The sequence below is a fragment of the Pelagibacterium sp. genome (assembly GCF_965249125.1).
Taxonomy (GTDB): domain Bacteria; phylum Pseudomonadota; class Alphaproteobacteria; order Rhizobiales; family Devosiaceae; genus Pelagibacterium.
The window spans coordinates 540,854-562,369 of the sequence record NZ_OZ252217.1; the positions used below are offsets into that span (position 1 = coordinate 540,854).

Genomic DNA, 21,516 nt, shown 5'->3' on the forward strand with positions numbered 1-21,516 from the left:
GAAGACCGCGAGGGCTGGCAGCACGTCCAGTTTCCCTCGATCCGGTTGGCTTCAAGCTGTAGGATACAATCTGTAGCGGCTACAGATACAAGAGGTTATTTTTGGCTCAAAACCGGGAGTTCGGCATTGGGGAGCTGTCACAGCGAACCGCCGTCAATATCGAAACGATCCGCTATTATGAACGGGTCGGGCTATTGCCATCGCCGCCCCGGACCCAAGGCGGCCACCGGCTTTATTCCAGCGCGCACCGGAAACGGCTGGTGTTCATCCGGCGCAGCCGTGAGCTGGGCTTCACCCTCGACGAAATCCGCAATTTGTTAGGACTTGTCGAAGGCAGTTACGCCTGCGGCGATGTGCAGGAGGCGGCGCTGGCCCATCTGAAGCATATTCGGCTCAAGATTGCCGATCTTCGGCGCATGGAGCGTACGCTTGCCGATACGGCCGCACGCTGTGAGGGCGGAACGGCTGCCGACTGCCCGATTATCGACGTGCTCAGCCGGGCGCCGGGCTGATGATTGCCATGTCGCGACAAGCCGCGGATTCTCACGGCTCACACGACATAGCGGTCCCAGCTCCCATAATGCTCCTTACTACGGGGACCGCGCGGCAGGCTAAGGCCGATCAGGAGAATGCCGGTGATAACGCTTGCCCCCGAAGCGAGCGGCGCCGCGCCGATAAGCAGCCAAGGCGACGCAATCAGCCACAGCCCAAAGGCTACGTTGATGAAGCGCAAGGGCCGCGCGACTTCCGCCATAGCCATCACGGCAACGGTGACAATGAGCGCGCCGACCAGATGATCGCTGTCCGCCATCGGTGGCTCGGTACCGAACGCTAGACGGCTGAACATAAGCCAAAGGCCAACGGCAGCGCTTCCAACGAGCGTCCACGGTACAGTCACCCCACGGGTCGCCGACTTGATGGTGCCCCCGAGATCGGAATCGAAGCCGGACTGCTTGTCCTCGCCGCTGCCGGGCAGCGCGTCGCCCTTGAAGAAAGATCGCCAGAACGGTCGTCCGCGCCGCTTGTTTAGGACCAGGAACTGCCCCATCGCCACGAGTTCATCGAGCGAATATGGAATCATGATCAGCATCGCGAGCGCAGCCAGCAGGCACAGCGTGCAATAAGTGCCGATAACGATCGGCTGAATGATGATGAAGTAGATCGATATGACACCGAGCGGCACGACGACAATGCCGAACAGGAGGACCATCCATGGCATCGTACGCCAGCGGGCGCGGCCTCCCATGACGCCCATCAACACCTCAAACATGTAAGTGGTGGCGCCCAGACCACCATCCGCAATTGGCCAGGCTTTGGAAACGTCCGAAGTGATAATATACTCGGTGCCATTCCGGACCGCATCGCCGGAAAAGAACGGTTCCCAGACGCCATCGATATGGCCCAGCTGATAGGCGGCAAGCACCCGGGAAATAACGAACCCAATGGCGCCGAGCGCGATGATCGGCAGGCGCTGCAAATAGGTTGAGGGCGAATAGGTCCAGCCAGGGGGCATGCATCTGATGCTGATGGGCCTTTCGGAGAAGCTCGTTGAGGGCACGACCTTTCCACTCACGCTCCATTTTGAGGCCGCCGGCGAAGTCACTGTCAATGTTCCGGTTCTCGGAGTGGCTGCGAGCCGCCTGGATGAGGGCAGCAAATGAGGACGCTTCTCCTTCTTGCGATACTAAGTATGGCCACACCTGCCCTTGCCAATCATCCCGGCGAACGGCTTAACGAGACGATGGGCGAAAAGGAGCCGGCTTTCGAGATCGCCGGCCAACGTCTGCCCGCCATCGAGTTGATGAGCGCCAATGGTGTCGAATTCGACCTACGCGACCTAGCGGACAGCATCATCGTCCTGAGCTTCTTTCCCGATGAGTGTGGTAGCCCTTGCATCGAACAGCAGGCCCTTCTGGTCGAGGTCCAGAAATCCATCAACATCACGCCGATGCGTGAGATGGTCACTTTCCTTACCGTCGCTTCATCCGAAGCGCCCGCTGTCGACGGGTGGAACGGCACAAATTGGCTCCGTTTAACAGGTGGAGGCCGTGATACCACTACCGAATTAATTGCCGAACTCGGCGAGTTGTCGCGCCGCAATCAAAGCGCTCCAATGGTTCACATCATCGCCCGCGGAACCCGCCATGCCGCTATCTTCCACGGGGCGGACTTCGAACGGATCAATATGATCCTTTACATAAACGGTCTGACGAACGCTCACCCGCCGGAGCCAAGTATGCTCGACCGCATCCTTGAATGGCTGCCGTGACTGCCGCGGTTATCCTTTTCATGCTGCGTTATCCGATGCAGTGCGCCTGATTTCAAACGATAGCCCCCCAAGCCTCGAACAGCTCGTGATCTTACGGCGGCCGCTCACGCGGCCAGCTCTTCCCTTTTGAGGGAACAAACGCTCTGCCCTCTCTCCCCCGCAAAAATAAAATCCGGCCTCCCGGTCACGCGACGATTGTATGTCGCCCAATGGCTATGGTGTGGAAAGCAGTTCTTGCCTGATGGACTACACGACGTCGGCTATGGGGCCGTCCGTTCGGGTGGCCCCAGCCGCAAGAGCCTCCGCGCCGCCCCAGCCGCATCGAGCGGCTGCGACGACGACGAGGGAAGCCCAGGGCTCCTTCCCTCGAGCTTCCTTCCCCCCACTTTCGGTTTGCAGAATAATCGTAAATTCTGTATATTCTGGATACATCCCAACGAGGCTCGGACCATGAAAGAATTTGCCGCTGCCGATCTGACCCGGAAAACGGGCGACCTGTTCGAAGCCGCGACCATCTCGCCGGTTGCGATCACCAAGCACCGCAAGCCGCGCTACGTCATCATGTCGATGGAACGCTACGAGAGCCTGACCCACGGGCAGGATACGAGGCGCGCGTTTCGCCTCGACGATCTCGATGACCGCGAGGCCGACAAGCTGATCGCGGACCTGCAAAACAGCATCGACAATGACTGATCTGGCCCCGCGCCTAGGCGATGTGTGGCGCTATCCCTTCCTGTGGAGCCGGGAAGCGGCCAGCGGCGAAACCGAGGGTCGCAAGGAGCGGCCCGTCGTCCTGGCGCTGCTGGTGCGCAACCGGATAGACGAGATGGTCTTGCTCATGGTGCCGATAACCAGCGTCCCGCAATCCGACCGCTACGCGATCGAAGTTCCCGAAATCGAGAAGCGCCGCGCGGGCCTCGATGCTCATATGCGTCTGTGGATCGTTGCCGACGAGGCAAACGAGGATATCCCCGCCCGCAGCTTCTATTTCGAGTCTGGCAACCGCATCGGGCAATTCAGTGCCCCATTCACGAAGCAAGTTCAGGCGGTCATGATCGAAGCGCTGAAAGCCAAACGCCTCCAGCGCACCGGCCGAGGTTAGCAGGCAGGCTACATATCGGCCGCGCCCCATCGAGCGGGCGCACCTAATACGAGGGAAGCCCCAAAGCTCCTTCCCTCGCGCTCCCTTTTCCATCCACGGACGAAAGCGCCCCCAGGGCGCTCACCTTTCGTCCGTGGCCCCCGCAATATGTCTTGTTCGAGAGCGCGTCCTTGTAGACAATCGTTCCCAAGCAAAGCGTATTGGGCTGTCCATCAATGCAGAACGCAAAACCGTTGATTTGGGAAGATGACGAATACTTTTATGTTTCGTCTGCTGCGTTCAAGCATCTTCCACCTGAATTTCGTGCAGCGGCCGAAATCCGACAGCGACAGGGCCTCGACGTTCTCAAGATCGCGGACAAAGACATTCAAGCTGTGATGGCGATCGGCCGGAGATGAGCGATGATGATATCGTACCGCCAGGTTACAATGTGGATCATCCGGACCGTTAGCTTGTTTCGACCTGCCGGCCGTGCGCACGCTGCAGGAGAAGCCGGAGGCCTCGTGCATTGACGCGAGCCGTATGGCGCAGGACGAGCTGGCCAGCGTGGAGGCAAAAATAGCCAGCCTGCTGCGCCTCAAGGACGAACTCACCCAGATGGTGATCGCCTGCCGGCAGGGCGCGGTCGCAGACTGTCGGGTGATTGAGACTTTGTCGGCTGAAAAGCTGTACTAGGCCACGTTTGCGGCGAGCGGCAGCGCCCGCTTGTGGACGGTTGCGCGGTACTGCCCAATGATACGTGCCTGCGCGGCGGCATCGATGAGCTTGCCTTCCAGGAAGTCGTCGATCTGGTCATAGGTGACGCCGTAGGCGTCCTCATCCGGCCGCAATGGGGCGTTGTTTTCCAGGTCGGCTGTCGGCACCTTGAGCACCAGTCGTTCCGGCACGCCGAGGGCGGCAGCTACGGCGCGGACCCGCCGTTTATTGAGCCCGGCGAGTGGCAGGATATCCGCCGCGCCGTCACCGAACTTGGTGAAAAACCCCATGACAGCTTCCGCCGCATGGTCGGTGCCGATGACGATGCCCGCCATGGCGCCGGCCAGGGCATACTGCGCAATCATGCGCTGCCGCGCCTTGATGTTGCCCAGGATGAAATCCTCCTGCGCCGCATCCGAGAAGGTAAGGCCTGCCGCCTTCACCTGCGCCAGCATGGCGGCGGCCGCAGGCTTGATGTTGATTGTAAAGAGCTGGTCGGGTCCGATGGCGTCGAGGGCCGCCTGAGCGTCCGCTTCATCGGCCTGCTGACCGTAAGGCAGCCGCACGGCTACAAAACTCGCCTGATGGCCGGTGTCACGCAGCTCGCGGACGGCCCGCTGCGCCAGCATGGCGGCCGTTGTGGAGTCGATGCCGCCGCTGATGCCCAGCACATAGGTGCGCAGCCCTGTCGCCAGCAGGTAGTCCTTAAGGAAGGAGACGCGTCGGGTCAGCTCGATGCCGGCATCGAAACGAACGGCAACGCCAAGGTCATGGATGATAGACGTCTGCTCACTCATGGGCGGCTCCTTTTTTCAATTGCACCCAGCGGCATAGAGGTCGTCCGACATTAAGCATTGCTCCGAGGTCTGGAAACCGCGTCGCGAATTCAAGACCAACATCATAGTCCGGAACGCACCGCGAGAGCCAAAGCCGCCATTCAGCTTTCCACACCATTGCCGCCACACGCGCAATGCGCGTGTGGCACCCAGAGAGCTATAGCCAACGGCTATAGCTCTCTGGCCTTACCCAAAGTGCCCGAACGCGCAAAACGCCTTCCTAACGCCTTGGTTCTGCTGATCTATTTCCCCAAAAAACCCCGCTTTCATTGAGTTCTTGCCCAAGGTGCCCTGGCGGCATTATCGCAGCAGCGACACGGAAACGGGATACTGGATTGAGACCGAGGATGACTGAGGGCCAGAGGATGCTGGCCCGCAATGTTTGGCGTTGGCGAGAAATCCGCCGCATCAGCGCAAGCGAGTTGGCCGAGCGTATGGATTGGTGCGTGATCAAGATCGAGCAGGTGGAACGGGCCGAGAAAATCGATCTATCGCTACAAGACATCGATGAGCTTGCGATCGCCTTACAGATCGCCCTGGTCGATCTCTTCCGCAACGACGTGCATTGAACGAGCTTGGCGTTGCTTGTGCGCAAAGCGCGCGGCGGCTCGGATGGCCATGTAGTGATTGTCCTCGATCAGCCAGCGCTCAATTGTCTTCACCAAGTTTGCGCACTCGGACGACTGAACCGCAACCTCCTGGGTCAGCTCGCGATAGCGCACCATGTGGTGGGTCGCTTGCCCATGCAGATACATTTCCTGCAAAAGCGCGTGTAGTTGATCGACCGGCGTGACCGCGGTTTTGGGATCGATGGCCTCCCGGTCCTTGAGAACAGGCTGGTCGCCATTAATATAGACCGTGACAGTGGTGTCGGCCCGGATCAGCAGGGTGGACCTGCCGATATAAATTTTTTCGCCGGGCTTGATGGCCAGTTTGAGCAAGGTGGGTTCTTCTCAGAAGATGAGGTGACGCCGAAGCGCCACCCCCAGGTGACTAGAATAACCGCAACACGGCCTGATCAGCCTGTGAGGCCATCGACAGCGCCGAGGACGAGAGTTGCTGACGGGTTTGCAGCGCCAACATGTTGGCGGCTTCCTCGTTGGTATCGGCGAGGGTCAAGTTGGCAGCGCCCGTTTGCAGCGTGTTGATGGTGGACTTGGTGAAGTCCTGCCGGGTCTGCACGATGGAGAGATTGGACCCCAGGTTCGAAGCGATGGATCGCAGTGAGACGAGTGCCTTGCCCAGACTGTCGGCAGCATTTTCCAAGTCGCCATCGCTTTGGAAGTCGATCTCTGTTGCCTGTGCCCCACCCGCGAGGATGCCGAGACTTTCGGCATCGAGCTTGCTGCCCTCGATATTGAGCGAAGCAGCCGCATCGCCGGATTTTTCGTTGAAGGCTACTTTGAGTTTGTCGCCATTCAGCAAGTTGATGCCGTTAAACGAAGCGTCCTGTGCCAGCTTGCCGATCTGATCGCGGATTTCGTTGAACTGGGACACCAGCTTGGTGCGCACCTCGCTGGACACACCATCGGATGCAACGCCAGCGGCGGTGAGGGCCGTGGTGCCGTCATTGCCAGTGTTGACGCTCATAGCCGAGAATGTGGCTGTCGCGGGCGTGCTGTTGTCGGTTGTGGCTTCGAGCTTGAGCGTCTTGCTGTCGTTGGCCGAAATCAGCAGTTTGCCCGCGTCATCAACCGAGGCCGTTGCCAATCCTGAAGCGTTGATCGACGCAACGAAGTCCCGCACGGTCGTATCGCCATCAACTTCAAAGGTGTGGCTTGTGTCTCCGACGCTGAGGCGAACAGCAGCAGCGGTTCCATCGGTGGTTGCACCCATCAGCCCAGCAATACCGTCTGAACCCGATGCCGACGGTGCGGCGGTGCCTGCAATGGTTTTGTCCAGTGCGGTTTCGCGAACGGACTTGCCGGTGGCATCGCTTTCGCCAGCGGTCGCCAAGGTCTTGTTGAGCTGTGGCTTGGTTTCGGTGGCAGCATCACCGAGCGCCTGACGCACAGTGGACTGTGCGCTCTCGACAAGCTTGGTGATCGCCTTGATGCCGTTATCGGCCTCCTCAATGGTTTTGATGCCGTTCGACATGCTGTCCATGAGGTTGTTGAGATCACCGGCCCGCGCATTCAGGGACGCGGCGGTGAAGAAATTCGTTGGATTGTCGAGCGCCGAATTCACCCGCTTGCCCGACGACAGACGCTCTTGCGTCTTGCCCATCAGCTCAGCGGTATTTTGGAGGGAAAGCAGGTTCGAACGAACTGCTTTGGAAAGCGAGATCTCAGACATGTGACTTCCTTCTGGAATGGCCGAGGCAAATTCTGTCCCCGGAACTCTATGAGGCGTAAAAGCATCATATTAAGAAGCCATTAATCCGTGCGTATAATCCTCGCATGCGCAATGTGCGCGAGAGATAAAATGACCAATGCAGTGCTGGCCGTGGGGCGAAACATTCGGAGGGTTCGGGAACGCAAGGGCGTTTCGCGGGACAAATTGGCCCACGAACTGGACACCACCACCGATCAGGTGAGGCTCTGGGAAACGGGGCAGGCGGATATCGACGTCGACACGCTGGATCGCATCGTTACGGTGCTGCAGATCAAGCACCGCGATCTATTTGATTAGGCGGTCTACTGCGCAATTGTAGGCGTAGTGTCCGTGGATTAATGTGGCGCTTTATGGTGATTGTGCGCCCATGAATGCACGGGAACTGGTAGCTTGGAATATGCGGCGCTTACGAGTGGCTGCTGGGCTATCACAGGAGCATCTTGCCAATGCTGCTGGGGTTGATCGCACCTATGTCAGCCGCCTTGAGCGCAAGATGGAAAACCCATCGATTGGCGTTCTCGAAAAAGTCTCCGAAGCACTGGGCGTGCATATCGGCGAGATGTTCGTCGAGCCTGATCCCGATGACAAAGCGCCCAAGCCACTGAAGGCTGGGCGGCGCGCCAATTCGTAGACTAGGCGCTGCCAACATCTCGTCCAGCCAGCCAGCGAATGGCGGCCATAAGATCAAAAGGGTCGGTAGCACTGGTTGGCATCTTAGGCGATTTCTCGGGCTGTGCAGTCTGCGAACCGACTGCGGCCTGCTCTACGAGATAAAGGTTGGCCTGCGCCAACGCCCGACGAAGCGCTGATACCGCGTTTGTCTCACTGCCCTCGTAGCCTTTGATTTCAGCATAGATCGCATCAACCATTCCCACGATGACCTCGCACGAAATCACGCGCTGCTTGCTGCGCATTGATGTGAGGTAACTTGGGGATTTTCCGAGCAGCCGCTGCGAAAATTCGCCCTTGGACCGGATTATTCCGGCCTCGTGGAGTTGCTGGTAGGTATTTTCCAGAAATTCAATGCCTTGTGTCACGCGCGTTCGTCCTGTTGTTGGATTCTGGGCAGCAGCTCTTGGATGGCTGCTGTAGTGGTATTTAGCCGCTCGCCTTCACCAGCTCACAAATGGTCTGCCACAAAAGCCGAACAGGGCAGCCGGCATTCTGCTGCGCAAGATCGGGACGTCCAGCCAGGCTTCGCAATAGCAAAGGGGACATTGCAATTTGCAATGTCCCCCAGCGATGTCCACAAGGTTGATCGGGTTAGGGCGTCAGGACCACACCTAGCTTGCGTTGTTTGGTGGCTTTTGTTGCCGCTACGCGAGCATCAATGTGGTCCTGCGTTTGCTTTTTACCTTTGCGAGCTTTGCTGATAGCAGCCTTGTGTTCTGCGGATCGCTTCCGCCCCCGCTGGGCATCTCCAATTCGCTTCTTAGCATCCTCGCTATGGGTTTCTCCCGGTTGGAGATAGAAGCGCTGACGGCTCTTTTCACGTGTCAGAATGCGAGCCGTCGTTTTGTCCATGACGCCAGCCTTTCTGTCGGCCTTCGATCGCCACGACAGAACAAACCCTCTGTCCCTGTGCTTCATCGCCGACACAAGGCGGTTGTGCTTATGCCAGTAGATCAGTTTTTCTAGCTGATCCTTTTTCCAGAGCGCCTGGTATTCCAGGAAGGTGAGGTTAAACGTGATCCCCTGATCCGTTTGATAAGCCTTAGCTCGGCTGTATTGGCCCCAGAGCCATGTGATAATACCTACAGGTAGTGACGCAGCCATATTTTTCTCCTTGTTTTTATTGGCTATGTCTAAATTTAGCAGGCGCGACTTCGTGGCGTCACTATTCATGTAAGAAAGAATAATTATTATATGATCTACTGATCTTCTTCGGAAGAAATGGCTTAAGAAAGAACTATCTATCTATAGATAGATATTTCCTCCCTAAGGCATCTCCTCCAAAGAACATCAGGCGAGCGACAGCGCCATTGGCGGCGCGTTTCTTCGCTCGCTAGCTCACTCAGAACCCGCTTGCCAAAAGGCGCTCTCGCATTGGCTTTCGCCCTCGGCTGTTGGCCGTGCCAACGAGCCGGAGGTCTTCACGCACCAGTTCGCTGAAGCTCACTGGCACGTGTCATTGGCCTTCAGCCAATGGAGAGACGCCGTAGGCGTGAGAAATTGAGGGAGAGGGTTCCGCGCGACGACGAAGACATGAGCCGAGGCACCAATAGCCAAAAGAACGCGGAATTCGAGTTTTTCTTCCTTGGAAATCAAGGCGCTAGGAAACCCGCATAGCTTGTCCGCATATGGGGTAGCTGGCTGACTAAAACCCCGCTCTTGATGGGCTAATAGCGCTAGGGAAAGAGCGTGTCAGAGCAAGACTTCCGGCGATCGACGGAACTTGCTCAGCTTCCGCCCCCAGTTCGACCATTCGGAGCGCTGCAGTCGTCACCCGAAATTTGCCATTCGCTCGGCCCTGCCGCAAGGTTGGACAAGAAATAGGGAGGGTCACCTCCCGAAAAATCACCGCGATAGATGCTTTTCAAGCGCGGAATTGATGGCCCTAAACAGACGTTCGAATTGGCCTTCGCTTTTCGCTGACAGCACCGACGCCGGGTCCGTCGCGATCTTTTGCAAGAACAGTTTTGTGGGGCGCGTCTTGTGGAAGCCAACCGACAATTCGTCGAAAGCCGCTTCAAAACGACGTGCTATCCGGGGAATGTGGGCATTCAGTTCTAGCTTCTTACCCTTCAGTTCCTTCGCATAGGCTTCGCGTATAAGGGCTTCATAGATCGCCGGGTCCAGTATGTCCTCAATGTCGGCTTCGCCGGGCGGTGTTTCAAAAGCTTCGGTAGCGAACACGACGTTATCCGACCGGACAAGCTTGCCCTTTACTAAATCATCGCGGGTTGCCTTGGCGTCCTTTTCATCATCGAACAGCACAAGCACCTTCAGTTGTTCCGACGTTAGCAGCGCCACCATGTAGTGGACCTTTTGCGCACCCCCGGCGGGCGTGATGGTCAGACGTTCGTCAAGACCGACCTTGCCTTGGTCGTTGAGATGCGCCGACACCGCCGACAAAATCCAAAAGTCAGTGACGCCCTCAACCACCAAGTTGTTCGGCCCAATGAACAGGCTTTGAGCAAGGTCATATCCAAGCGCAGCTTGCAGCGGGAAAAGAGTGCGAGCGTCACCATTCGGGTCGTTGGAAACGGTCGTGCCCTCTTCTTCCGCAATATTGACCGTTCGAACCCAATCCAATCGGTGCGTTGGGACCATGAACGGCGAATGCGTCGTAAAGACGATCTGGTTGCTGAAATCGTCTTCAAGGTGGCGAAGCAAATCGCCTTGCGACCGCGCGTGAAGATAAAGGCCCGGTTCGTCCAAGAGCAAAATCGCGCCTTCGGCTTCGCCATCCTCGGTATCTGCCGCGAATACGATGTAGAAAGCGAAGAACCATTGGAAGCCCCGGCTTCGCTCATCAAGGTTCACTTCAACGTCATATACGCTGTTGGGGTCGGATATCAGCGTGTCGAAATGGTTCGCATCAAGATTGAAGCGCACCTTCAATTCACGGTCTTTCCACCGCTTGCGAATGGCGGTCGTTACGACGGCACCGGCACGGTTGGCTAACTGTCCACGTGTTTCTTGGTCGTTGTTTTGAAGAAGTTTTTGAAGCTGGTCGGGACTTAACCCCGCGACCTTGCATAGTTTTTCAAAGTTGGCATCCGCTGCCGTTGGCTTGCCTTCATCCTTTCGTTGCAGAAACTTTGCAATGTCTTGATGGCCCTTAATTTCAGGGTAATCCTCGAGATACATGAACACCGGCAAACGTTCGATAACCCAATGCCGCGCCTTTTTATGGGCTTCCTCGTTCTGCGGAATTGCTTCCGCCATTTCCTCCAACGCAACTACCTTTTGATCTTGTGCGTCAGTCAATTCCGTGTCTGCTACTGCAAGTGCTTGTCGAAGTGCGGCCAAGGCAGGCTTCGCAGTTTCAGCCCATTTCGCAGCACTCTGTCCAACGCCTATTGCGCTCACAAACGCATCTGTCGCTTTTTCCAATTTGGCTTTCGCGTCGTCGGTTAGTTTTGCCGCCTTGGCTTTCACGGCAGCGTCGATTTTTCGGGCGTCGGATTTGACGGCGGCTAAATCAAATTCCGGTGCCGACGCGGCGATGCCCACTGTTCGCACTTCATCGTAGCGGCGACCAATGCTAACTTCGGTAACGCCTTCGGCGGCGGGCCAAATCTCTGCGATTCTTTGCTGTTCAAATTTGGTCAGTTTCCAAGTGGAATCGACTACGGGAGTCCAATCGCGACATTCCGAAAGTTTGCGATGGCGAGGAAAGTCTTTAATCGGGCTAAGTGCTTCAAATCCATCCGCAGGGTTCAAGCTATGTAGCGCCCTAAGGATGTTGGACTTTCCGCTTTCGTTGCGGCCCAACAGTGCGGTGATGCGCGAAACGTCAATTTCGCCACTGTCATTAATTGAGCGGAAGTTTTTTATGCGAAATGATCTGAGTTCCATTCGGCCCCCCTTCCAAACTGACGCTAGCGCTTTCGGCTAATGCTCTCAATACAGTGATTCATCGGTTTCACCGCAAATCGTCGCGACAGATTCAATAAATAATGTCGCCAGTGCCGGACCCATGTCCTACCCGCTGGCCGCCTTGGCGGGCAGATAGGTTAAGAATGGCGGAAAAGCTGGCGCACATTATGTGGTTCGAACATGCGACCTCTGCCTTCGGGGCAATTGCAGTAGTCGCAGCATTCGAAACGCCGCCGGCGAAACCGACATCGGACATTGGAGCGCGATTCCGCCAAAACCCTTTGACAAGATGAAGGGTCGCTTCGCCGGCTTCGCGCCGAGAAGCGGACTGGCAGAAAACCACCCCTAATGCGACAACCGAATAGCCAGACTGGTCGCTCAGAACATGCATCGCCGGAGCGATGCATGCCTGTTCGGGTTGGTTAAATCAGATGCGCCACCAAGTTATCCGCGTTGAAGTATTTGTCACCGATCACTGCCGCTGAAGCTTTCGGTGCGCTGTCGAGAGCTTGACGAAGAGCCTTCTCCAGCAGCGGTTTATGCTCGACGTAGCTGTCCCAACTTTCGGTCCATTCGCTTGGGTAGAGACACTCGTCAGGATACATTTCGCTGTAGGAGAGCCGGTTGGGGGCAAACGGCACCGCCCCGCACAGGAGACCCTCATAGAGCCCAATTCCGAGGGTTTCCTGCAGGCTGGCCGAAAAAACCATTTGGGCCTCGCCCAGCAGCTGGTGGTATTCGGGCTTGGGAAGTCGGGTGTCCTGGCAAACCCGGAACTCGTAGTCGGGGAACGACCTGGCCAGATCACGGAAAATCTCGACCTGCTTTTCCGGGGCGATCCGATGCGGGAACAGCACCAGATTGCGCTTGGACATCTTCCGATAGGGCGCGAGTGTGGTTTCAAGGTATTCCATCGGCCATCCCGTCCGCACTATGCGGCTATCGTCGCTGACGCCCAATTCCAGCTTGAACAGGTCGATATGGAACTGGGTGGCGAAGCAATTGACGTCGAGCGCGTGGAACAGGGAGCGTTCGAAGTGCCGCGCCCATGTGGTGTCGGGAATGCGTCCGAGGAAGTCGTGCCGATCATAGGAACCGGCATGCCAGAGGCCTAAGAGCTTAACCGGCACCCCGAGCAAATCGCTCATATAACGCGTAGTGATCACGCCAGGGTGCCACGCGTCGGTGAACAGGAACCTATCGCCGGGCTCAACCTGTCCCTGAGCGAATAGCGCGGCGGTTTGGCTGATCTGCGCCGCTTTGAAGATGTTAGTCTCGGCAAAGTTCAGGAACGCGCCTTCAGTGGTGGTTTGAACCGTGTGGTGGCCTTCCACCACACGGAGATTTTCGGTTGAGCCAGCATCGTTGAGGACTGTCTTCACGAGGTCGGGTAAACTGGTCGCCCATTCGCTCGTGTAACGCTGTTCGTGCTGTTCGAGGCCGATGATAAAAATGGTCATTCCATTTCCTCTTGCTTGGCTTCGACCCACTTCAGACCGACCCAGAAGACCAGCGTGCCGATTAGCTTGATGACGATGCCCAGGATCAGCGAAAGCGGATCGAGGATGTCGAGCAGGGCATAGAACACGGCCGTATCCATGGGAACGCTGATGAGCGAGGAGATCACGACACGCTGCGACATCGGGCGCTTGGTCACCGAGTAGATGACCCAGTCGGCCAGCTCGGCAATGAGGAAGGCCGAGGAACTGGGAATGGCAACCTCTGGGCCGGCGAGCCCGAAGGTGGTGGCGGCCGCAGCCACAATGGCGATCAGCACGAAATGGCCAATTTCCCGCTGGGCAAAGTCGCGCAGAACAAACACGAAGCCCGAGGCGAAGATTGCCGGTGGAATGGCCGACCCCGCGATAAACAGCGGCTCGAACCACAGCAACATCATGTTGGCGAAAACAATCGTGCCGAAATACCCAAAGGTCCAAACGGGAAGGCGCTTGGGGGAACGAATGCCGGCGGAGGTGGTGATCGTGGTCATTTGAGTTTTCCTTTTTGAGACGCACCGATCCCGTCCGCTGAAACAGCAGATTGAAACGGCGCAGAGGTTTTGGGAGAGCCGCTGATCAGCGGCGGAGGGTGCGGCGGCGCTTAGCGGTTAGCGTCGCCGTAGTCTTCGAGCAGCTTTGTGTTCCGGCTCTTATGCCGGAGCATGTCCAAAAGGAGTTGATGCTCGTCGATCATCGTGTGCGAGTTCTCGCGCACGAGGATTTCTTGGATGATTTCGGCCAACTCGACGATCCGGGGCGGCAACCACAGATTGCGGTTGGGCGAGGGGAGGCTAAGCTGGTGATTGACCAATGCGATCGCCCGGCACATCACCCAGACATTGTGCACGGCGACGAGCACGTGCGAGAGCGTGTCCCAAGCCGACTTGGGATCGCCCTTCCGCACATTTAGGTCGCCAAGGTCGAGCCGGTTCGCGAAGGGGCTGGAGACGGGCCAGGGGTGATCGCTGCCAAAGTAAATGTCGCCATGCGGCATCTGAGCGATGGTCATCTGCAAACCTTTGCGATTGAGACTGGGCACGCCCAGCGCCTTCTTGTATTTTCCGGCCATGATGAATGGCGTGGCGCTGTCGAAGGAGACGTGAATGTCCCCGCCGATCGTTTTTCGAAGCCCCGATTGCACGGCACTGAGCGCACAGGCCACTTCGGGATGCCCGGTGCCCAGCACGTGGATGGGGGCTCCATTCCTAAGCAAGCCAGTTTCCCGAAGCGCAATCAGATTGCGCAACTGGATCGAGAAATGCAGCCGTGCCGCTCCGGCGATAGCCCACCCGTCCAGAGCGCGCTCGCCGTAGAGTTTCGGATCGCTAAACTTGGAAACAGCGCTCAGCCACTCTTCGGATTCCTTTCGGGAACGGCCCTGACTGACATTGAGGAGCTTGGCTTTGCCCGGGACGCGGTGCTGGATGGCGTAAAGGGCATTGAACTCGGTGAACCTCATGCAGTCGGCTAGGGAGCGCAGCTTACTCTTAGGGTTGGTGATCGACGAGGTGGGGCCGTCGAGGATAGCAGCACTGTCCATGGCTTCGGAAAACCTGAACATTTCGTGCTGCCGCCGTTCGGTGAGCTTGAGCACGCCCGTCGATGCCTGATAGCCGCCGCTGTCGGCCATTCCATTGGTGGTTGCGGGATCGCGGGTCGCGACCATTGATCGCTCGCTGCCTTCAACTCCATCGGGCGCCGCCTGTAGGAAATGGGTAACATGAGCAAGGCCTTTCCCGCTCAGCAGGTGCAAATCCGCACTGCTGAGCTTGCCGTCGGTTCGCAACGGGGCGGTACCGTCACCGATGACACGGGCCGTCCAGTCCTGCATCGCAGGACGATAGGCAGCGCCGGTATGGGCGAGAGGGTTTTTCATGATGGATTCCTCCCGTCCTAAGCAGCGGTCTGGTAGGCTTTTTCCAGCGCACGAAGAACTTCGTCGGCCTGGGTCGAGACGATGGGACCGCGCACCACGATGGTGTCGCCGCGAACGTGGCCAAGCATGATGAAGTAGTCCTGGTCGAGCCCTGCGTCGTTGGGAAGCTTGCCGATCACTGCAGGAAGCACCTGAGACGCGGTGCTAGGTGTGGGGAGCAGCCTCAATGGGGCCGAGGGTGCCGCACTGGCCTCCTCTGAGGCGTTCCCATTATTGTTACCTAGCTCGGGCTTCGGCGGGGTGTGCGGTTGCCCATTGGGGGGCGCCGCCTCCGATGCGGGGGAGCTTGGGGACGTGGATTGGACATCGACTTTCGTGGCCGAGCTTGCCTCATGCGCATCGACGAGCTTTTGGAAATAGGACCTGTTGTGCTCCAGAGCGGTGTCGATCACATCGACGACATTGCCCAGGTGAACCGCAATGCCACGGCTTTCACATTCCATGACCAGACCGACTGCGGTCTTGGATAGGCGAGAAATACGGGTGTTAATGTCGGCACGTGCTGCAACTTGGCCGGTTGCGAGCCGAATAAGGGCGCTCATTTTGGCACGCTTTGCCGAACTCGCATTGGGCGCAATTTTCACATCGCTCTCTCCAAGAAGGCCATCGATATAACCGGGCGACTGTTCAGCAGTCTGAACCCAGCAAACAAAACTGGCCGTCAAGATTAGATCGTGGCGGCGATCGCGAGAGATCAGCGCGGTTTGGACTTGTTCGTCAGTGGCCTTGAGGGTCTGACGATAAGCGTCCAGTGCCTCGTCGGATTCTGCCTGTTCGCCGATGGCCAGGCCATCGGTGCGCAGCTGCGCCTCATAGGCGTTGCTGAACTCGGCGTGGTGCTCGCTGAGAACGTCGTTCTGAGCGGTGTGATGTTGAAGTTTGGTCGTCAATGTTTTGCTCCTGGTCAGTGTTGATGTCCAGAAGCATAAGGATTTGGGAGAATCTCTCGATTAGATCGGAAGGAGGGAAAGTCGTTATATTACAGCACCTTGGAAGGTGAACTCGCGGCTATAAAATTGCCATCGCGCGCTGGACGAAGGCCGGACTGCACATGTATCGATCGCCAAACTGGCTGCCGTCGGCGGCGATGATGCAGGCCGTAAGCAGTTTGTTGCGGTTGCGATTGCTGGTCCGACCATGCCTCTGATCAAATTCATCCGCGCCGTAGTGGGTAAAGAGATCGAGCTTGCTCTGCGGTGAAAGCTTGGCGATTTCCGATTGCAGGTTCCTCGCAGCCATGCGGGGAACGTCCATCGGACCCTTCTTCTTCCCTGTCCCGGCGTTGTAATGCTGGCGCATGCCCTCCATTTTCAGTGGCTTGCGACGGCGAAAAGAAAGGTCATAGGGGCGATCGAAGGGTGCCTCCGGTGACAGCAGGCTTGGCTCTTTGGCGTGGAAGTCCTCGACAATAGCGTTCCTATGCTGGGGCTTGATGCTACGAACGAACTGCGCCGTCTCTTCACTCAGCCCAGCAAAGTCCTGAAGCTCTTCGTCGGACCAGGTGAGCATGTCGGCGCGCATGTCATCAAGCGCGCGCTGACGGTCAGCTTGCCGCTGCTCGTCTGAAACGCGCCAGCCGTCCTCCAATTTGGCCTCAGGGGTTTTGCTGGCGTATTCGCGAGCGTGGGCGATTTTCTCTAGGGTCGCTTCCATGTCGAAGTGATGTCGGGTGGTCAGCTTGTAGTAGAACAGCACCCGCCAATCGGCTGTCGTGATTTGATCGACGCTCTTTCCTGCGAATTTCTCGGTCGCATGCGCGGCGTAAACGCGGTCAAACAGCGCATGATACTGCGGAATAACGTCATTGCCGACAGGCTGAATGATCTTTGCCCGGTGACGACGGGCGTAGATGATGGCATCAACGAGTTTGGCTGGTAGGTTCTTTGTGAATGCCTTGGCCATAGTGCCCCCCTAATTCAAAATGAACGCACCTTCCCAAGCAGAAGACAACATTGGGTGAACGGCAGCCCACACATTGCAATTTGAAATGTGCCGCCACGACCGCTCGTATTATCAACTATATGGAGACCCGCGAGATGGTGCTGGCGCTCACATTGTAGCTGCGGGCGATTTCCCGCACGGACTCACCGGCCAGCTTCCGGCGCTGGACTTCTTCCTGTTGATGCCGGGTGAGGGTGGGACGCCTGCCCAGGCTCTGGCCGCGTGCTTTGGCACGGGCCCGCCCCTCGCCGGTTCTGGCGCGTATCAATTCGCGCTCGAACTCCGCCACGCCGCCCACGATGGTCACGGTCAGGCGACCATGAGGAGTAGTCGTATCGGCCCACCCCTCGGTGAGCGAACGGAACATGACCTCTTTGCGGGACAGGTCATCCAAGATGCTGAGCAAATTGAGGGTGGACCGTGCCAGCCGGTCCAGCCGCGTCACCAGTAGGATATCCCCTTGGCCGACAAGGGCCAGCACCTTGGCCAGTTCGGCACGGTCGGATTTTGCCCCGCTGGCGGTTTCCGCGAACACCATTTTGGCCCCAGCGGAAGTCAGCATCTCGCGCTGCGCGTCGAGCGTCTGGCCGTCAGTTGATACGCGGGCATAGCCATAAATCATGCCATCGTTATGCAACGGACTTTTGCAACGCGCAACCCATTGAAAACCGTGGCCCGCGGAATCGTTGCACAAGTTGTAACTTTTGCAACGGCAGCAGCTCAGCAATATGATTTGGCGGTTACGTCGCCGGATAAACGCGCGAAATACTCATGTGGGAATAGCTGGGTGGATATGTGAATAATGCTCTGACGATGGCGATGGCGAAGTTGCTCTGCGAGAATGTCTGCCGAATCAGTCAATGGGCGTCGCATGGCCGAAGACTACTTCCGGATACTAAGCCTTGATGGTGGCGGAGCCAAAGGCTTCTACACGCTCGGCGTGCTGCACGAGATCGAGAAGATGCTCGACGCTCCGCTGCACGACCGCTTTGATCTGATCTTCGGCACCTCAACCGGTTCCATCATCGGCTCCCTGCTGGCGCTCGGGAAATCCGTCGATGAGGTCCACACGCTATACAGCGACCACGTCGTGAAGATCATGTCGAAGACCTGGCCGTGGGAGAAGTCGGCGGCGCTGAAGGAGCTGGCGGACGAGGTGTACGACGGCGTTGACTTCGATGCCCTGATAACTAACGTCGGCATCGTGACCACGAAGTGGGTCATTGAGCGGCCGATGATCTTCAAGAGCAACGTTTCACAGGCGCACGGCCGTACCGGTTCGTTTGTCCCCGGCTTCGGTGTGCCGCTCGGGGAAGCGGTCCAGGCCTCATGCTCCGCGTACCCGTTCTTCAACCGGAAGAAGGTGACGACGAAAGCGGGGGACACAGTCGAACTGATCGACGGCGGCTACTGTGCCAATAACCCTACTCTCTATGCGATCGCAGATGCCACCAATGCCCTCAATATCGCTCCAGAGCGCCTTCGCGTCGTCAACGTGGGTGTCGGGGAGTATCCGGCCATCAAGAAGCCCCTGGACGCATTCTGGTGGCTCTCAAAGCTCCCGAGCGTGAAGCTCCTACAGAAGACGATGGAGATCAACACGCAGTCGATGGATCAGCTGCGAAACATCCTCTTCAACCACATCCAAACGTTGCGGATCAGCGACAGCTTCACGCAGCCGGAAATGGCGACGGACATATTCGAACACGACCGGGCGAAGCTCAACATCCTGAGGCAACGCGGGCGGGAGTCTTTCGCGAAGCACGAAAGCGTACTCAGAGAATATCTGACATAGAGGGCACAGATGGCCATTCCGGAGGACCAGCTTGATACCTGGTCCAAGCAAGGTTCAGTCACGCAGTCAAAGAACACATACGCCACCATCAAAGGCGCGCTCGAAGATCCCGCGTCAGCCTACTACCAGCGGACCTTCAGCGTCTTCCTGCAGGGTTCGTACGGGAACGACACGAACATTTACGCGGACAGCGATGTCGACGTGGTGCTGCGGCTCGACTCGACATTCAACTACAGCCTGGGCAACCTGCAGGAGCCGTCGATCAGCAGCTTTCAGGCGGCCTATCCTAACATCGCGTACGGGTACACTGAGTTCAAAAAGGAGGTGGTGGCCTGGCTCACATCGAAGTTTGGCGCCGCTGTCCACCCAGGGAAGAAAGCCATTCGCATCGACGGCAACGGCAACAGGCGCGATGCTGACGTACTGCCGTGCGTTACCCACCGCGAATACTACAAGTTCAACAGCATCAATGATCAGTCGTACCACGAGGGCATCTGCTTCTTCCTCCCGGATGGGACGAAGGTCGTGAATTACCCCAAGCAGCACTCCGCGAACCTGACTACGAAGCATCAAAGCACGCATGGGATGCTGAAGCCGTCTGTCCGTATCCTCAAAAACATGCGCAACCGCATGATTGATGACGGGGTCATCGAGGATGGCCTCGCGCCTTCGTACTTCCTAGAGGGCATGCTGAGCAACGTGCCGAACGGGTACTTTAACAATCTCTCCTACCAGCAGACCATCGCTCAGGCGCTCGCGTGGGTGGCAAAGAGCAACCACGATGAGCTCGTGTGCGCCAATGGCATCCACTATCTCAGGCGCCGGGGTTATGTGGAGTGCTGGGACACCGACAAGTTCGAAGAGTACCTCGATAAGGTGCTCGATTACTGGAACAACTGGTAACGCAAAAAACCGCACAGAGTGGCGCGGTTTTCCGCCTGAACCGCTGCTGTTGAGTGGCTTAATGCAACAATTGAGGTCGCAGAGCTCACCTTCGATGATGGAATTCACCAACCAGTGTAGCATCGCCGAAATGGGGGAGAAACGATGGGCACAGAACCGGAAGAAGATCAGTCGGCGCTCGGCTTTCGGGAGCCGCCGCCATGTGTGACGTTGCAGTGCATGGCGTATATGGCCCGCATCATGGAGATACGCGGTCTGGTGGCGTTCTTCTTCAACTTCGTGAAGACCTCCGCCGAGCTCGGCAACCTGATCTCTGAAGAAGTGAAGGCAGAAACGGCAAAGACGGCGCCCAAGGCGTTCACGCTCCTTCAGTACAACTTCTCCGACCACCGGCCGCTCGTGAATGAGCTCTTGCTCTCCCGTGCCGTCGAGAGCTTTGACCTGTACCTCACGAAGACACTCCGCGACATCTTCCTGGCACGGCCGGAAATGCTCAAGTCGGAGCAGCAGCTCGACGCCGGGTCGATCATCGAGGCCGGCAGCTACGACGAAGTGATCCTCCGTCTGGTGGAGCGGCGCATAAACGAGCTTTCGTACAAGTCGCTGGCGGAACTCCGGAAGTACGTCCGCAAAGGCACCGGCATCGACCTCTTCGAGACGGAAGCCATCTATGAATGCGTGGTGCTCGCCTCTGAAGTGCGCAACCTCATCGCCCACAACGATACGGTCGTAAACGCCCAGTTCACGGCTCGAACAAAGGGCATAAGTGTCCCGCTTGACCGCTCGCGAACCGGCAGACTGCGCATTGACGATGCGTGGCTCCGGCGCACGAGCTACACGCTCGATGCCGTCGTCTTCCGGTTTGATGAGCTTGTCGCCGCGAAGTTCGGTGTGAAGACCCTTCCGCTGGCAGAGTGGAAGATGTGGCGGGACTGATGGCCCCGCTACTCTTTCGGTGCCTCCCCTGCTTTCAAGCGACGACGGCCTGGGGCGGCACAATATCTGGCAGCATGGAGGATTTCCGGAAGCTGAGAACCTCGTCAAGCTGACCGTTCGTGAGCGTGACGACCTGAAGTTGCGATGATGATTTCTAGGCGACACCGATTCCGTTTGTTGTACCCGGAATGTCGATATCCGTGAACAACAGGTCGACATCGGTGCGATGAGACAGAACTTCCATGGCCGCGTCCGCATCTCCAACGGCCATCGTCTGGTAGCCCAAGGCGTTCAAGATGCGTATTGCATCCATTGCTATTAGAAAATCGTCCTCAACGACGAGTGCAAATAGCAGATTGGACATTCTGGTCGACTAATGCAGTTTTGGGTCGGGCACGCCGAGACGGGAAGCTAGAACCCAGCCTCGACGCTTGGTCACAGGTATGGGACGCGCTGTGACCGGCCATGCCGCTAACATATTAGCGCCGCTGATGGGTATCGTAATTCTTGCATGGCGCAGCTTTGGGCTAATGAGCCCTTAAGCTCAGAATTTGGATTGAAGATACTGGCACCGAGTGTCTCCATCACAAGGATGTGCTCATTCGCGTGTCCCTACACGCCGCCCCTTTTGGAAGGCAAAGCCAAACCCGCGCTGCCCAGCGTGCGGCGTGATTGGCTAAAGGCTTGGCGGCTGGAAACGTCGTGAACGGCATGGGTAAGATGC

27 protein-coding genes are annotated in these 21,516 nt (G+C 57.6%); 13 read left to right on the forward strand and 14 right to left on the reverse strand.

Translation table 11 applies throughout. The annotated features are described in order from the left end of the window. Positions 1-101 precede the first annotated feature (101 nt). Complete coding sequence (locus tag ACP148_RS02700; RefSeq protein WP_189424535.1) at positions 102-512, forward strand: MerR family transcriptional regulator; 411 nt, start codon at positions 102-104, stop codon at positions 510-512. A gap of 38 nt (positions 513-550) precedes the next feature. On the opposite strand, the gene ACP148_RS02705 is transcribed toward ACP148_RS02700, so the two are convergent. Beyond that, entirely contained in the window at positions 551-1,513 is a 963-nt protein-coding gene (locus ACP148_RS02705) for a vitamin K epoxide reductase family protein (protein WP_421951077.1), read from the reverse strand. Positions 1,514-1,520: 7 nt separating this feature from the next. Here ACP148_RS02705 and ACP148_RS02710 point away from each other — a divergent pair, with 7 nt between their 5' ends. The 6 genes from ACP148_RS02710 to ACP148_RS02735 all read left to right on the forward strand — a co-directional run bounded on the left by ACP148_RS02710 (position 1,521) and on the right by ACP148_RS02735 (position 4,046). Then, a complete protein-coding gene (locus ACP148_RS02710) occupies positions 1,521-1,661 on the forward strand; it encodes a hypothetical protein (RefSeq protein WP_421951078.1) in 141 nt (46 codons plus the stop codon). Between the two features lie 29 nt (positions 1,662-1,690). After that, complete coding sequence (locus ACP148_RS02715) at positions 1,691-2,269, forward strand: cytochrome-c oxidase (RefSeq protein WP_189424554.1); 579 nt, start codon at positions 1,691-1,693, stop codon at positions 2,267-2,269. 450 nt (positions 2,270-2,719) lie between these two features. Continuing rightward, complete coding sequence (locus ACP148_RS02720; protein ID WP_116587576.1) at positions 2,720-2,962, forward strand: type II toxin-antitoxin system prevent-host-death family antitoxin; 243 nt, start codon at positions 2,720-2,722, stop codon at positions 2,960-2,962. Further along, positions 2,955-3,371, forward strand: a complete 417-nt coding sequence (locus tag ACP148_RS02725; RefSeq protein ID WP_116587575.1) for a hypothetical protein — start codon at positions 2,955-2,957, stop codon at positions 3,369-3,371. Before ACP148_RS02720 ends, ACP148_RS02725 begins: the two co-directional genes overlap by 8 nt. Before the next feature lie 215 nt (positions 3,372-3,586). Next, positions 3,587-3,769 (forward strand): hypothetical protein, encoded by a 183-nt coding sequence (locus tag ACP148_RS02730; protein WP_116587574.1) that lies wholly within the window; start codon positions 3,587-3,589, stop codon positions 3,767-3,769. 73 nt (positions 3,770-3,842) lie between these two features. Further along, on the forward strand, positions 3,843-4,046 hold the full coding sequence (locus tag ACP148_RS02735) for a MerR family DNA-binding protein (protein ID WP_165836739.1): 204 nt from the start codon (positions 3,843-3,845) through the stop codon (positions 4,044-4,046). Here the strand turns inward: ACP148_RS02735 and nadE are convergent. Next, positions 4,043-4,864: an ammonia-dependent NAD(+) synthetase gene (gene nadE / locus ACP148_RS02740; RefSeq protein WP_116587572.1), complete on the reverse strand. Its 822-nt coding sequence runs from the start codon at positions 4,862-4,864 to the stop codon at positions 4,043-4,045. The two genes, ACP148_RS02735 and nadE, sit on opposite strands and share 4 nt — an antisense overlap. Positions 4,865-5,268: 404 nt before the next feature. On the opposite strand from nadE, the gene ACP148_RS02745 reads away from it, so the two are divergent. After that, a complete protein-coding gene (locus ACP148_RS02745; RefSeq protein ID WP_425033087.1) occupies positions 5,269-5,472 on the forward strand; it encodes a hypothetical protein in 204 nt (67 codons plus the stop codon). Here the strand turns inward: ACP148_RS02745 and ACP148_RS02750 are convergent. Both ACP148_RS02750 and ACP148_RS02755 read right to left on the reverse strand, forming a co-directional pair. After that, a complete protein-coding gene (locus ACP148_RS02750; protein WP_421951080.1) occupies positions 5,428-5,844 on the reverse strand; it encodes a flagellar biosynthesis repressor FlbT in 417 nt (138 codons plus the stop codon). The two genes, ACP148_RS02745 and ACP148_RS02750, sit on opposite strands and share 45 nt — an antisense overlap. Before the next feature lie 52 nt (positions 5,845-5,896). Continuing rightward, on the reverse strand, positions 5,897-7,198 hold the full coding sequence (locus ACP148_RS02755) for a flagellin (protein WP_421951081.1): 1,302 nt from the start codon (positions 7,196-7,198) through the stop codon (positions 5,897-5,899). A 129-nt stretch (positions 7,199-7,327) separates the two neighbouring features. Here ACP148_RS02755 and ACP148_RS02760 point away from each other — a divergent pair, with 129 nt between their 5' ends. Together ACP148_RS02760 and ACP148_RS02765 are read left to right on the forward strand one after the other, a co-directional pair. Then, positions 7,328-7,534 (forward strand): helix-turn-helix domain-containing protein, encoded by a 207-nt coding sequence (locus ACP148_RS02760; RefSeq protein ID WP_421951082.1) that lies wholly within the window; start codon positions 7,328-7,330, stop codon positions 7,532-7,534. A gap of 70 nt (positions 7,535-7,604) precedes the next feature. After that, positions 7,605-7,868, forward strand: a complete 264-nt coding sequence (locus ACP148_RS02765; protein WP_309208101.1) for a helix-turn-helix domain-containing protein — start codon at positions 7,605-7,607, stop codon at positions 7,866-7,868. Position 7,869: 1 nt separating this feature from the next. Here ACP148_RS02765 and ACP148_RS02770 read toward each other — a convergent pair whose 3' ends face one another. The 9 genes from ACP148_RS02770 to ACP148_RS02810 all read right to left on the reverse strand — a co-directional run bounded on the left by ACP148_RS02770 (position 7,870) and on the right by ACP148_RS02810 (position 17,780). Next, the gene (locus ACP148_RS02770; RefSeq protein ID WP_421951083.1) at positions 7,870-8,274 is read right to left on the reverse strand and encodes a DUF6626 family protein; all 405 of its coding nucleotides are present in this window, start codon (positions 8,272-8,274) and stop codon (positions 7,870-7,872) included. 226 nt (positions 8,275-8,500) lie between these two features. Next, positions 8,501-9,013: a hypothetical protein gene (locus ACP148_RS02775; RefSeq protein ID WP_421951084.1), complete on the reverse strand. Its 513-nt coding sequence runs from the start codon at positions 9,011-9,013 to the stop codon at positions 8,501-8,503. Positions 9,014-9,754: 741 nt separating this feature from the next. After that, the gene (locus ACP148_RS02780; RefSeq protein WP_421951085.1) at positions 9,755-11,761 is read right to left on the reverse strand and encodes an AAA family ATPase; all 2,007 of its coding nucleotides are present in this window, start codon (positions 11,759-11,761) and stop codon (positions 9,755-9,757) included. 443 nt (positions 11,762-12,204) lie between these two features. Further along, a complete protein-coding gene (locus ACP148_RS02785; RefSeq protein WP_421951086.1) occupies positions 12,205-13,242 on the reverse strand; it encodes a hypothetical protein in 1,038 nt (345 codons plus the stop codon). Next, entirely contained in the window at positions 13,239-13,772 is a 534-nt protein-coding gene (locus tag ACP148_RS02790) for a hypothetical protein (RefSeq protein WP_421951087.1), read from the reverse strand. Before ACP148_RS02790 ends, ACP148_RS02785 begins: the two co-directional genes overlap by 4 nt. A gap of 110 nt (positions 13,773-13,882) precedes the next feature. Beyond that, complete coding sequence (locus tag ACP148_RS02795) at positions 13,883-15,157, reverse strand: hypothetical protein (RefSeq protein ID WP_421951088.1); 1,275 nt, start codon at positions 15,155-15,157, stop codon at positions 13,883-13,885. A 17-nt stretch (positions 15,158-15,174) separates the two neighbouring features. Beyond that, the gene (locus tag ACP148_RS02800; RefSeq protein WP_421951089.1) at positions 15,175-16,107 is read right to left on the reverse strand and encodes a hypothetical protein; all 933 of its coding nucleotides are present in this window, start codon (positions 16,105-16,107) and stop codon (positions 15,175-15,177) included. A gap of 118 nt (positions 16,108-16,225) precedes the next feature. Next, a complete protein-coding gene (locus ACP148_RS02805) occupies positions 16,226-17,119 on the reverse strand; it encodes a hypothetical protein (protein ID WP_421951090.1) in 894 nt (297 codons plus the stop codon). A gap of 115 nt (positions 17,120-17,234) precedes the next feature. Beyond that, on the reverse strand, positions 17,235-17,780 hold the full coding sequence (locus ACP148_RS02810) for a recombinase family protein (protein ID WP_421951091.1): 546 nt from the start codon (positions 17,778-17,780) through the stop codon (positions 17,235-17,237). Between the two features lie 249 nt (positions 17,781-18,029). Between ACP148_RS02810 and ACP148_RS02815 the strand changes: the two genes are divergently transcribed. From ACP148_RS02815 to ACP148_RS02825, 3 genes are all read left to right on the forward strand, one after another. Then, positions 18,030-18,953, forward strand: coding sequence for a patatin-like phospholipase family protein (locus ACP148_RS02815; protein ID WP_421951092.1), 924 nt, complete (start codon positions 18,030-18,032; stop codon positions 18,951-18,953). A 9-nt stretch (positions 18,954-18,962) separates the two neighbouring features. Beyond that, complete coding sequence (locus tag ACP148_RS02820) at positions 18,963-19,856, forward strand: nucleotidyltransferase domain-containing protein (protein WP_421951093.1); 894 nt, start codon at positions 18,963-18,965, stop codon at positions 19,854-19,856. Positions 19,857-20,000: 144 nt separating this feature from the next. After that, entirely contained in the window at positions 20,001-20,792 is a 792-nt protein-coding gene (locus ACP148_RS02825) for a hypothetical protein (protein ID WP_421951094.1), read from the forward strand. 154 nt (positions 20,793-20,946) lie between these two features. Here the strand turns inward: ACP148_RS02825 and ACP148_RS02830 are convergent, their stop codons facing one another. Further along, complete coding sequence (locus tag ACP148_RS02830) at positions 20,947-21,156, reverse strand: response regulator (protein ID WP_421951095.1); 210 nt, start codon at positions 21,154-21,156, stop codon at positions 20,947-20,949. Between the last annotated feature and the right edge of the window lie 360 nt (positions 21,157-21,516).